At 58.8% G+C, this 12,141-nt stretch carries 10 protein-coding genes; 5 read left to right on the forward strand and 5 right to left on the reverse strand.

Features of this window, described 5'->3' with window-relative positions; genetic code table 11:
* Window positions 1–376: NAD(P)-dependent oxidoreductase (locus QZ638_RS18240; protein WP_295813334.1), on the forward strand; the 376-nt coding region annotated here is incomplete at its 5' end.
* 88 nt (window positions 377–464) lie between these two features.
* The gene (locus QZ638_RS18245; protein ID WP_295813335.1) at window positions 465–872 is read left to right on the forward strand and encodes a hypothetical protein; all 408 of its coding nucleotides are present in this window, start codon (window positions 465–467) and stop codon (window positions 870–872) included.
* A gap of 1 nt (window position 873) precedes the next feature.
* Here the strand turns inward: QZ638_RS18245 and QZ638_RS18250 are convergent, their stop codons facing one another.
* A complete protein-coding gene (locus QZ638_RS18250) occupies window positions 874–1,647 on the reverse strand; it encodes a gamma-glutamyl-gamma-aminobutyrate hydrolase family protein (RefSeq protein ID WP_295813336.1) in 774 nt (257 codons plus the stop codon).
* Between the two features lie 266 nt (window positions 1,648–1,913).
* Here QZ638_RS18250 and QZ638_RS18255 point away from each other — a divergent pair, with 266 nt between their 5' ends.
* A complete protein-coding gene (locus QZ638_RS18255; protein ID WP_295813337.1) occupies window positions 1,914–3,020 on the forward strand; it encodes a TRAP transporter substrate-binding protein in 1,107 nt (368 codons plus the stop codon).
* Window positions 3,021–3,088: 68 nt separating this feature from the next.
* Here the strand turns inward: QZ638_RS18255 and QZ638_RS18260 are convergent, their stop codons facing one another.
* The gene (locus tag QZ638_RS18260; protein WP_295813338.1) at window positions 3,089–4,936 is read right to left on the reverse strand and encodes a TRAP transporter large permease subunit; all 1,848 of its coding nucleotides are present in this window, start codon (window positions 4,934–4,936) and stop codon (window positions 3,089–3,091) included.
* Window positions 4,929–5,537 (reverse strand): TRAP transporter small permease subunit, encoded by a 609-nt coding sequence (locus QZ638_RS18265; protein WP_295813339.1) that lies wholly within the window; start codon window positions 5,535–5,537, stop codon window positions 4,929–4,931. Before QZ638_RS18265 ends, QZ638_RS18260 begins: the two co-directional genes overlap by 8 nt.
* A 430-nt stretch (window positions 5,538–5,967) precedes the next feature.
* Between QZ638_RS18265 and QZ638_RS18270 the strand changes: the two genes are divergently transcribed.
* Complete coding sequence (locus tag QZ638_RS18270; RefSeq protein ID WP_295813340.1) at window positions 5,968–7,062, forward strand: TRAP transporter substrate-binding protein; 1,095 nt, start codon at window positions 5,968–5,970, stop codon at window positions 7,060–7,062.
* A 96-nt stretch (window positions 7,063–7,158) separates the two neighbouring features.
* Here the strand turns inward: QZ638_RS18270 and QZ638_RS18275 are convergent, their stop codons facing one another.
* Window positions 7,159–8,550, reverse strand: a complete 1,392-nt coding sequence (locus tag QZ638_RS18275) for a TRAP transporter large permease subunit (RefSeq protein WP_295813341.1) — start codon at window positions 8,548–8,550, stop codon at window positions 7,159–7,161.
* A complete protein-coding gene (locus QZ638_RS18280) occupies window positions 8,550–9,122 on the reverse strand; it encodes a TRAP transporter small permease subunit (RefSeq protein WP_295813342.1) in 573 nt (190 codons plus the stop codon). Before QZ638_RS18280 ends, QZ638_RS18275 begins: the two co-directional genes overlap by 1 nt.
* A gap of 446 nt (window positions 9,123–9,568) precedes the next feature.
* On the opposite strand from QZ638_RS18280, the gene QZ638_RS18285 reads away from it, so the two are divergent.
* Window positions 9,569–12,141: indolepyruvate ferredoxin oxidoreductase family protein (locus tag QZ638_RS18285; RefSeq protein WP_295813343.1), on the forward strand; the 2,573-nt coding region annotated here is incomplete at its 3' end.

Consider the following 12,141-nt stretch of genomic DNA (forward strand, 5'->3'; position numbering starts at 1 on the left):
CGACACGCTGATTTGTGTTGCACCTGGGGGAGAGGCGACACACAAGGTGGTCGACGCTGCCGTATTCGAGGCGCTCGGAGCCAATGGCGTTTTCATCAATATCGGTCGTGGCAGCACGGTCGATCAGGTGGCGCTGACCAAGGCATTGAAAGACAACACGATCTTTGCCGCCGGGCTCGACGTTTTCGAGAACGAACCGCATGTGCCGGAGGCATTGGTCGCGCTGGAAAACGCGTCGCTTCTACCGCATGTGGGCTCGGCTTCGGTCGCGACACGACAGGCTATGGCCGACCTCGTGGCCGACAATCTCATTGCCTGGTTCACAGAAGGCCGGGCGGTAACGCCTGTGCCGGAAACCGCGCATGTGAAACGCTAAGGTTGCATCTGTTAGCAAACGCTTAACCCGAAAAATGGAAGCTCCCGGTCGTGCGAAGAAATTCCTGCGACGATGGAGTTCCGATTTCATGAAGCTGTTTGTGCCGAGTGCGCTTGTTCTGGCCCTCGTCGGCTCCTTTGGCTATCTTTCCGATGCGGACACGGCAAAAGACGCGACTGGTTTCGCTGTGGCAAAGGCGGTCGATGAAAAGCTGGCCGGTTCGGAACTGACGCTGGTGCGTATTGGCTTGGACGGTGTATGCAAGGTGCGCCGCTCGCAAACTCCAGACCGCACGGAATTGGATCTTGATGAGCGGTGCACCCAAATCCTGCCAAGTCTTGCAGAGGCGCGTATTTGGGAAGAGCGTGCCGATGGAACGGTCGCATTCGTATCGGCAAACGGGGAAACATTGGTCGAATTTTTCCCTGGCGACGGCGTCTCATACCAGTCGCTTCGTCCGCGGACGCCTTTGTTGAGCATGTATCGCGGAACTTGAGCTATTCTGCCGCCATCCGCGTCTTGTCGCGTTGTGCGGCGTGATTGCGAACAGCATTGCCGAACGCCTTGAAAACACGTGCTGATGCGTCGTCGTTGTGCGCCCAGTATTCGGGGTGCCATTGGACGCCGACGGCAAATGCCGGGGCGTTTTTCACCGACACGGCTTCCACGGTTCCGTCCTCAGCCACGGCCTCGACCTGGAGAGATTGGGCGGTGCTGTCGACGCCCTGCCGATGGACGGAGTTTACCTGGACTTCCGTCGCACCGAATATGCCGGCCAGACAGCCCTCGGGTGCGATCTTGATCGTCTGACGAATGGCAAACCGCGCGGCCTGCTCGGCATCCTGCGGTCCTCGGTGATCGAACGCGCCTTCGCGTTCATGGATTTCCGTTGCCAGTGTGCCGCCGAGCGCGACATTCAATTCCTGAATGCCGCGGCATATGGCCAGAAGCGGTATCCCCTTTTCGATAGCCTTGCGGATGAGGGGAAGCGTGGTGGCGTCGCGGGCGTGATCGTAGGGGCCGTTCTCATCGGTTGCGACGGCGCCGTATAGTTCAGGATAGACGTTCGATTTCGATCCTGTCACCAACACACCGTCAACGGTCTCCAGAACACTGTCCAGGTCCAGCTTGTCGCCGAGTGAGGGAAGCAGCATAGGCAGCACACCCGCCGTAGAGACCGCCGCATCAAGGTAGGGTTGTGGCGTGGCGTGCCAGATATACTTCTCGAAATCCTTTGTATCCGTCGAGACGGCGATAAGTGGGGTACGCATCCGAAGTTCCGTTTGTTCGCTGTCGCTCATGCAGATGCAATTTAGACATTTCGCGCGCCTTTCCAATGGGCAGGTGAGCCTTTTCACTGGGCCTTCGATATTGGTCGCACAAGGGGCTGGTGTGCTGGACTTGGAGCAACATGCATGCATTGATGCCAGTGGTTTTCGTTACCCAAAGAAAGCAAACAGCGCGGGGTCTCGAGACCAGCACAATGCCGGGTGCCAGCGGCATCACGGCAGACGGTTCCAGAATGGGAGGAGAACATATGGACCGCAGAACCTTCTTCAAGCAAGCGGGAGTGGCAGGGACGGGCGTTGCCGCCGCATCCGCATTGGCCGCACCGGCCATTGCCCAATCGATGCCGAAAATCACCTGGCGTTGCACGTCTTCGTTTCCCAAGGCATTGGATACGATTTACGGCGCGGCTGAAACCATGGCTGACTTTGTCAATGGGGCGACGGACGGCAACTTCGAAATTCAGGTATTCGCCGCCGGCGAAATCGTGCCCGGTCTGCAGGCGGCGGATGCCGCAGCCGCCGGCACCGTCGAGGTGGCGCACACGGCATCCTACTATTACTGGGGCAAAGACCCCACTTATGCCCTGGGCACCGCCATTCCGTTCGGACTCAATTACCGCCAGCAGAACGCCTGGTTTTACTATGGTGGCGGCAATGAGTTGATGAACGAGTTTTATCACACGGAGGGTCTTCACACGCTTCCCTGTGGCAACACCGGTTCGCAGATGGGCGGTTGGTTCCGTAAGGAAATCAACACGGTTGAAGATCTCAAAGGTCTCAAGATGCGCATTGGCGGCATGGGCGGCAAGATTATCGAGAAGCTCGGTGTCGTCCCTCAGCAGATCGCCGGCGGCGACATCTACCCGGCGCTCGAGAAAGGCACCATCGACGCCACCGAATGGGTCGGTCCTTATGACGACCAGAAGCTCGGTTTCAACAAGGTTGCGCAGTACTACTACTATCCAGGATGGTGGGAAGGCGGACCTGTTCTGAACGCCATGTTCAACAAGGAAAAATGGGATGAACTGCCCGACGTTTACAAGTCAATTCTGGATTCGGCCTGTCGGGCAGCCAATGCCGATATGATGGCGAGTTACGACTACAAGAATCCGGGCGCATTGCGTCAGCTTGTTGCCGATGGCGCGCAGTTGCGTCCCTTCAGCCAGGAAATCCTTGAGGCGTGCTACAACGCCGCGATGGAAACGTATGACGAGATCAACGCTTCTAACCCCACATTCAAAAAGATCTATGACAACCAGCAGGCCTTCAAGAAGGATGCATATCTCTGGGCGCAGCTGTCCGAATACACGTTCGATACGTTTATGATGATCCAACAACGCGCCGGGAAACTCTGATCCGTCCCTTTTGACCAAGTCAAAGACAACCCCGGGGGATGCCGCGGGGTTTTCTTTATGCCGTTTCGTCAGTCGAAGCTTGGCGGCTGGCTGAGATCCGGATTTGCCGGTTGCTCCTGAGAACCGCCGGTCGGCGGGTTGCCGGCAGGCGCGCTGAGCGGTGGCAGGCCGTCGAGACCCGGCAGTTGCAGCCCATCGTCCTGTTGCTGGTTTCTTTCGTCAGGGGTGGTCGGCGATGCGCCGAAGGGCGAGCCGCCCAGACTGCCCGGCAGGCCGAACCCGGGCGTGGCGTTGTCGCCACCGCCGAAGGAGGGGATGTTGATCTCCACATCGCTCGGGTCGACGGTGCTTTCCTGCTTGTAGTGGGTGACGAGACCGGGGAAGGAAATCACCAGAATGATCATCAGGAACTGAATGATGATGAAGGGGATGGCGCCCTTGTAGATTTCCGTCGTTCTGACTGCTGGCAGAATGCGCCCGGAGACCTCGTCTCTCCATTCTCGCATCGGCGCAATGGATCGCAGATAGAAAAGGGAAAAGCCGAAGGGTGGCGTAAGGAAGGACGTCTGTAGATTGATGCCGAGAATGACGCCGAACCAGATCAGGTCGATGCCGAGCGTCTCGGCGGCTGGCACGAGAAGCGGCACCATGATGAAGGCGATCTCGAAGAAGTCGAGAAAACAGCCGAGAATGAAAACGATGACGGTGACGGTGAGAAGAAAGCCTATCTCGCCGCCTGGCAACGCCAGCAGCAGTTCTTCTATCCACACATTGCCGTTGATCCCGTAGAAAGTCAGGCCGAACACGCGTGCGCCGATGAGAATGAACATCACGAACGCGGCAAGCTTCGTGGTTGCATCCAGCGCCTGTTTGAGAACGGAGAAGGAAAGCCTGCCCTTGATCAGGGCGAGCACGAGCGCGCCGGCCGCACCCATTGCACCGCCTTCAGTGGGGGTGGCGATGCCGAGGAAGATGGTGCCGAGAACGAGAAAGATAAGCGCCAATGGGGGGATCAGAACGATCACCACCTGTTCCGCAAGTCTTGAAAGAATGTTCAGTTTCAGGTGGCGATTGGCGAGACTGAGGGCGAGTGCGAAAGTGGTTGCAGCGGTCGCCGACCAAACCAGCCTCACTTCACTGCGCATGTCGGCGAAAAGTGCCTGATAAGAGGCGAAATAGATCGCTATCGATATTGCCAGCAGCAGTACCAGCGAGGCGACACCGCCGCCCAGTGTGCGTGTTTCGGGAGGTAGGGCAGGGGCCCAGTTCGGTCTGACGATGGTGACAGCGAATACGAGCAGGCAGTATGCACCGATGATGGCGAGCGCGGGCAGGAGCGCGCCCAGATACATATCGCCCACCGAGCGGCCGAGTTGGTCCGCCATGACGATCAGCACCAGCGAAGGGGGCACGATCTGCGCCAGTGTGCCGGAAGCGGCGATGGTTCCGGTGGCGAACCCGCGATTGTAGTTGTAGCGCATCATGATGGGCAGCGAGATGAGGCCCATGGCGATGACCGAGGCTGCGACCACGCCGGTGGTGGCGGCAAGCAATGCGCCGACCAGAACGGCCGCATAGGCCAGTCCGCCGCGCACCGGCCCGAAAAGCTGGCCGATCGTGTCAAGCAGATCTTCCGCCATTCTCGAGCGCTCCAGGATCAAGCCCATGAAGGTGAAGAAGGGTATGGCCAAGAGCGTGTCGTTGTACATGATCCCGTAGATGCGTTCGGGATGCGACTGTAAGAGCGGCCAGAACAGACGGATCTCGCTGGAGATATGCGAGAGTTCCACGCCGATCACGAAGAACAGCAGGCCACCGGCGGCCAATGTGAAAGCAACCGGATAGCCGATCAGTAGCATCGCCATCACGGTGACGAACATAATGGGCGCGAGGTTGTGCGCGATCAGGTCAATCATCGCGCTTCTCCTCCATCTCGATCGCGGCTTCGGCTGCAGGATGCATGTCGTGCTGCGGGTTTGGTTCGTCGATGAGGCCGCGCAAGACGGCATAGCGTTTGACAATCTCGGAGATGGCCTGCGCCGTCAGGAGCACGAATCCAGCAAGCACCATGAACTTGGCCGGCCAGATGATCAGGCCGCTGGCATTGGCCGAAATTTCGCCGGAGACAAAGGAACGCTGGAACCATGGCCAGCTCAACCACACGATCAGCGATACGAACGGCAGCAGAAAGAAGACATGGCAGATGAGGTCGACCCAGTCGCGCGTCCGCTTTGTGAAAAGGCTCGATACGATGTCGATACGGATGTGCTCGTTTCGCTGCAGCGTGTAGGCGGACGCCAGCATGAACACGGCGCCGTAGAGATACCATTGCAGTTCCAGAAGACTGTTGGAAGCGCGTGGGATCGGCAGATAGGCGGGCAAACCGTCGCCCAGGAAACGGACAATGGCATTGTAGGCAGAGACCAGGACGGCCACGAGGATCAGCCAGGAAACCTGCTTTCCGATGAATTGATTAACAGCATCAATCAGGCGCGAAAGGCCAAGGAGCCCCGCCATGCTTTCCTCCCAATAATGTGTTCCCCCGGATCTTTTTTATGATTCTCGGGTCTTATGCTTTGTCTTGCATATGGAGCGTGCCTTCAAGTGAGCCAAAAGTCGACATGGCGCACGAAGCAGGCCGAAAGCGAACGGGCTTTCCTGTGAAAAATAGAATGCGAGAGAGTGGTCGAGGGGACGAACGCCCATCTCGCGCGGACGACGTTTGTTCAAAAGCCTTCTGAGAATGCGCCGGTGTCATCGCCCCGTACCGGCCAGAGGCGGTTGGGAATTTAACCAACCGGCCCTTGTTCGCGCTAGACACCTGCGCGGTCGCGTGTATTGATAAAGGTTCGGATCGGAATGATTGTGTTTTCCCGCGTCGCCGATCAGTCTAAGAGGCCGTTTTACGGCCATTTTTTTCGCGTTTTGAATGTTTGGGAGGTATTTCATGGATCGTCGTTCATTCCTCAGGAATGCTGGTCTTGCCAGTGCAGGTGCAGGTGCTGCCGCGCTTGCCACGCCCGCCATCGCGCAGGGCAACCAGACCTGGCGTATGGTCACCACATGGCCGAAGAATTTTCCCGGTCTCGGTGTCGGCGCCCAGCGTCTGGCAGATCGTATCACGGCGGCATCGGACGGACGCCTGACCGTGCAGGTGTATTCCGCAGGCGAACTGGTTCCGCCGCTGCAGTCGCTCGATGCCGTGATCGACGGTTCGGCCGAAATGAGCCATGGCGCGGCTTACTATTGGCAGAACAAGAGCCCGGCCTTGTCCTTCTTTACGGGCGTTCCCTTTGGCATGACATCCCGCGAGATGGCTGCGTGGGTCCGCTATATGGGTGGTCAGGAAATCTGGGACGAGATCTACGATCAGTTCGGCGTCCAAGGCTTCCTGTCCGGCGATACGGGCACACAGGCTGGCGGTTGGTTCCGTGAGGAGTTGACGGGGCTGGATTCGGTAAAGGGTTTGCGCTTCCGCACCCCTGGCCTCGGCGGCCGCGTGTGGGAGAAGCTCGGCGCGACGGTGACCAACATGGCCGCTGGCGAGATTTTTCAGGCGCTGCAGTCGGGCACGCTCGATGCTGCGGAGTTCGTGGGCCCCTATAACGACTTGGCGCTCGGTTTCTATCAGGTTGCCAAGAACTACTATTTCCCGAGCTTCGTGGAGCCCGGTCTGGCAACCGAACTGGTGGTCAACAAAGCGAAATACCAGGAGTTGCCGTCCGACCTTCAGGCGATCGTCAAGGACATTTGTCAGGCCGAATACGATCAGGTGGCCTCGGATTTCTATGCCAACGATCCGCGTGCTCTGAAGACGCTTGTCGACGAGCACGGCGTCAACGTAAGGCAGTTCCCCGACGATATCATCGAGGCGGGTGCCAAGGCGGCCACCGAGATTCTCGGCGAACTACGCGATTCCGGTGATGCGCTCACCAAGAAGACGACCGAAAGCTTTATCGAGGCTCTCAACATCGTGCGTACCCGAACGGAAGGAACGGACGGTGCTTTTGTTGAGGCGCGCAAGAAATACTTCTCGATCTGATCCCGCTCAACGGATTTATGAAGGAAAGCCCGGGCCATGGCCCGGGCTTTTTGCGTTTTCCCTGTGTCTTTTCCTGCACGTGTCGCGCGGACACCGTCAGTTGTAGATCGTCCTTGGCAACCAGGTGGCGATCTCGGGGAAGGCGAACATGATCGCGATGGCCAGAACCTGCAACACGACGAACGGCAGCACACCCTTGTAGATCATCGACGTCTTGACCGCGTTTGGCGCCACGCCGCGCAGGTAGAAGAGCGCGAAACCGAACGGCGGCGTCAGGAAACTCGTCTGCAGGTTCACGCCCACGAGCACGCCGAGCCATACCGGGTCTACATCGAGTGCCAGCAGGATCGGTGCGGTGATCGGGATGACGATGAAGATGATCTCGAACGTGTCGAGGATGAACCCAAGAAGGAACATGATGAACATCACCACTGCCACCGCCGCGAGCGTGCCGCCGGGCAGATTGGCGAGAAATTCGTGCACCAGATTGTCGCCGCCCATCAGGCGGAAGACGATTGAAAACACGGAGGCACCGAACAGAATGATGAACACCATGCAGGTGATAGACGCGGTCGCGATCGCCGTTTCCCGCAGCACCGCGAAGGAAAGCCGCCAACGAAACGCGGCCAGCACCATGGCACCTACCGCGCCTACCGAGGCAGCTTCGGTCGGGGTGGCGATGCCGCCGAGAATGGAGCCGAGAACGGCCATGATAAGCAAAAGGGGCGGAAAAAGCGCGACGGCGACTTCGCCCATCAATGCCTTCTTTTCCTCCGGTGGAACCGGGGTGGCCGGACAGGACGCTGGGTCGAAGATCGCCTTCAGAACGGTCCATCCGAGATAGAGCCCCACCAGCATCACGCCCGGAAGCAGCGCGCCGGCAAAAAGGTCGCCGACAGACACGGGAACCGGTGCGAAATTGCCCTTGGCCATCTGCACTTGCGCGTTGATGCCCGAAAGCATGTCGCCCATGAAAATGAGAACGGTGGAGGGCGGGATGATCTGACCGAGTGTGCCCGATGCGCAAATGACGCCGGTGGCCAGCTTCGGGTCGTAATTGGCGCGCAGCATGGCGGGCAGCGAAATCAGGCCCATGGTAACGACCGTCGCGCCCACCACGCCGGTGGAGGCGGCGAGCAACGCGCCGACGATAATGACCGACATGCCGAGCCCGCCGCGCATATTGCCGAACAGCTTGCCCATGGTGAGCAGCAATTGCTCGGCGATCTTGGAGCGTTCCAGCATCACGCCCATGAAGATGAAGAGTGGCACCGCCACGAGAACTTCATTGGTCATGTAGCCGATATAGCGGTTGGCCAAGCTTCCGAAATTGGATGGATCGAACACGCCGAACCACATCCCCACAAGGCCGAACATGAGCGAAACGCCGGCCAGCGTGAATGCAACCGGAAAACCCAGAAGCAAGAAACCGATAATGCCGAAGAACATGAGCCCGGAAAGAAGCTCGCCAATCAAGACCGGATCCATCAGACGCTCGCCTCCGGCTGCTCTTCCTCGTTGTTTTCGTATCTCAGTTTCGCGGGTAGCAAATCTTCATTCCCGCTCAGCACAAGGATCGAACGTAACGCCATGGCGATCCCCTGTAGCGCCAGCAGTGCGGCAAAGCCGAGAATGAAAGCCTTGAGGATAAAGAGTCCCGGCATGCCTCCCACATTGGCCGAGGCCTCGTTCAGTCGCCACGAACGACTTACGAAACTCCAACCGTAGTAGAAGACGACCCAGGAAAAAGGCAGCAGAAAGAAGACCACGCCGATCAGATCGACGATCGCCTTGTGCCGTGTATTGGCTGGTCGATAAAAGATGTCCACGCGTACGTGATCGTTTCTGAGCAATGCGAAACCGGCCACCGCGGTGAACATCGCTCCGTTCAGCCAGATGTAAAGATCCTGCATCCAGACGAAACTGATCGAGAAGACATAGCGCTGCACCACGACGGTGAAACAGACCAGAACAATGGCCAGTGAAAGCCATGAAAAAACATTGCCGATGAAGGCATTCAGACCGCCGATTGCGCGGACCACCAAAGCGATTGCGCGCACGGGTCAGAAACCTCCGCCGTTGCCGCGCTCGGCGAGCGGCGCGTGATGATGTGCCATATGGCCCTCTTGCGTTTCCCCGGAGTGGGCGGAAGTTGTTCCCTGTCCTACCCTCCTGCCCGTTAACCGGGCAGCGTTTGATTAGCAGCTTTGTTCCTGGCGAAAAAGTAACCGGGCGGGAAAAGTCGCCTTTTTGCGTATCGAACCTAAATTATGAAGTGAATATGCCGGACTGGCCTTTGTACTCGGGAAACAGCGGTTATGCTCGGATCAGATTCGTGCGCCGTTGGTGCGATTTGACTAATAAAGTGTCCCCGGAAATGCCGCGTCCCGCGGCGGCGTTGCGCATTGTTGTGGAGCCCGCAAATTCGTTTGACGGGATGCCGGGCGGATAGAACACTACCCCGGCAGACACGTCTCCACCCGTAGTCTGCGAGGAGGACGTATATATGACGCTTCATGACGTCACGCTTGATGACAAGTTCGACTTAACGAAGGAACGCATCTTCGTATCCGGTGCGCAGGCGATTGTCCGGATGTTGCTAATGCAGCGCGAGCGTGACCGGCGTGCCGGCTTGAATACAGCCGGTTTCGTCTCCGGTTATCGCGGCTCGCCGATCGGCGGCCTCGATCTGCAGCTCTGGAAGGCGAAGAAGCAGCTAGAAGCATCCAACGTCATTTTTCAACCGGGGTTGAACGAGGAACTGGCCGCAACCGCCTGCTGGGGGTCGCAACAGACCGAACTTCTGGGCGAAGGCGAGTATGATGGCGTTTTCGGCGTCTGGTACGGCAAGGGTCCGGGCGTCGACCGCTGCGGTGACGTCTTTCGCCATGCCAATCACGCCGGTTCCTCCAGGCATGGCGGTGTCCTTGCACTTATGGGAGACGACCACACGGCCGAATCTTCCACGGTCGCCAATGCCAGCGAATTCGCCTTCGTCGATGCGATGATCCCGATCCTGAACCCGGCGGGCGTTCAGGAACTCATCGATTACGGCCTTTATGGCTATGCTTTGTCGCGCTTTGCCGGGACTTGGACGGCCATCAAATGCGTGAAGGACAACATCGAATCCACGGCGGCGGTGGATGTTTCGCTGGAAAGGCTGAACATCGTCACACCGGAATTCGAGATGCCGCCTGGTGGACTGAACATCCGCAACGAGATCAACATGCTCGGCCAGGAGGCACGTCTTTACGATTACAAGCGTGCGGCCGCGGCCGCTTTCGTGCAGGCGAACAATCTCAACCGCATCATCTATTCCGGCGGCTCCAAAGCCAAGATTGGCATCGTGACGCTCGGCAAGAGCTATCTCGATACCCGGCAGGCGCTGGACGATCTGGGGATCGACGAAGCGCGCGCCAACCAACTCGGCATTCGCCTGTTCAAGGTGGCCTGCCCATGGCCGTTCGACGTGGAGCATATGCGTGATTTCGCGCGCGGACTCGACATGGTGATCGTCGTCGAGGAAAAGCGCTCGCTAATCGAGGTGCAGCTGCGCGAGAATCTTTATGGCACCGCCAACCAGCCAGAGATTATCGGCAAGGTGAATGAAACCGGTGATCGGCTTTTCGCGCCCACGGCGGCGCTGGACCCCAATGAGATCGCCATTGCCATCGGTGAGCGGATCCTTCGGGTCATCGGGCCATCGGAGGAGATCGCCGCGCACGTCTCGCGATTGCGCCAGTTCCAGGCGATGCTCGCCGATACGAAGGACGTTTCGGGCAGAACGCCCTATTTCTGCTCAGGCTGTCCGCACAACACTTCCACCAATGTTCCCGAGGGCTCGATTGCCGGCGGCGGCATCGGTTGTCATTTCATGGCAACCTGGATGGACCGCTCAAATGTCGGCTTCACGGCCATGGGTGGCGAGGGGGCGCAATTCGTCGGGCAGGCACCGTTCTCCAAGCGCGAGCATTTCTTTCAGAACCTGGGCGACGGAACCTACAATCATTCCGGCTCCATCGCGATCCGCTTCGCAATCGCTTCCGGCGCCAACATCACATACAAGATCCTTTACAACGATGCCGTCGCCATGACCGGCGGACAACCGCACGAGGGCGGACTTACGGTCGATATGATCGCCGATCAGGTGCGTGCGGAAGGCGTGAAACGCATAGCCGTCGTCAGCGACGAGCCCGAAAAATACGCCGGCGTCGTGAATTTTCCGCAGGGCACCACCATTGATCATCGCGACGATCTCGATCAGGTGCAACGCGACCTGCGTGAAGTGAAGGGCGTTTCCGTCCTGCTTTACGACCAGACCTGTGCCGCAGAGAAACGGCGTCGGCGCAAGCGCGGCACATTTCCCGATCCCGATAAACGTGTCTTCATCAATGAGCTTGTATGCGAGGGCTGCGGCGATTGCGGTGTTAAGTCGAATTGCGTCTCGGTGCAGCCGCAGGAGACCGAATTCGGTCGCAAGCGACGCATCGATCAGTCGAGCTGCAACAAGGATTTTTCCTGCGTGAACGGCTTTTGCCCTTCTTTCGTTACGGTGCACGGGGCGAAACTGAAGAAGGCGAAAGGCGTCACCGGCGCGAGTGATCCGCTCGAGGGCGTGCCCGAGCCGCAGCTTTACGATCTGGCGGACGGCTGGTCGGCCGTGGTGAACGGAATCGGCGGCACCGGCGTCGTTACCATAGGTGCAATCCTCGGCATGGCCGCGCATCTCGAGGGCAAGGGCGCGGGCATCATCGATATGGCCGGTCTGGCGCAGAAAGGCGGCGCGGTCTTCACGCATCTGCGCGTTGCCAACACACCGGAAGACATCCACGCCATCCGCGTTGCCGCCGGCGAAGCCGATCTTGTGCTCGGGTGCGACCTGGTGGTTTCCGGTGCCAAGAAGGTCTTGGCCGCAGCCCGTGAGGGGCACACGCTCTTCATGGCCAACACGGCGGAAGTCATGCCGGGTGATTTCGCTCGTGCGGCGGATTTCTCGCTGCCGACCGAACGATTGAAGAAAGCCATCCGTGCGGCTGCTGGTGACACCAAAGCCCATTTCTTCGACGCGACGCGCACAGC

The sequence above is a fragment of the uncultured Nitratireductor sp. genome, from assembly GCF_913053745.1.
Lineage (GTDB): Bacteria > Pseudomonadota > Alphaproteobacteria > Rhizobiales > Rhizobiaceae > Nitratireductor.

Coding starts and splice junctions, on each gene's coding strand:
- QZ638_RS18275 (WP_295813341.1), bottom strand. CDS start 8,550: ATGGATCCGGTCTTGATTGGCGAGCTTCTTTCCGGGCTCATGTTCTTC.
- QZ638_RS18260 (WP_295813338.1), bottom strand. CDS start 4,936: ATGATTGACCTGATCGCGCACAACCTCGCGCCCATTATGTTCGTCACC.
- QZ638_RS18250 (WP_295813336.1), bottom strand. CDS start 1,647: ATGCGTACCCCACTTATCGCCGTCTCGACGGATACAAAGGATTTCGAG.
- QZ638_RS18245 (WP_295813335.1), top strand. CDS start 465: ATGAAGCTGTTTGTGCCGAGTGCGCTTGTTCTGGCCCTCGTCGGCTCC.
- QZ638_RS18270 (WP_295813340.1), top strand. CDS start 5,968: ATGGATCGTCGTTCATTCCTCAGGAATGCTGGTCTTGCCAGTGCAGGT.
- QZ638_RS18265 (WP_295813339.1), bottom strand. CDS start 5,537: ATGGCGGGGCTCCTTGGCCTTTCGCGCCTGATTGATGCTGTTAATCAA.
- QZ638_RS18255 (WP_295813337.1), top strand. CDS start 1,914: ATGGACCGCAGAACCTTCTTCAAGCAAGCGGGAGTGGCAGGGACGGGC.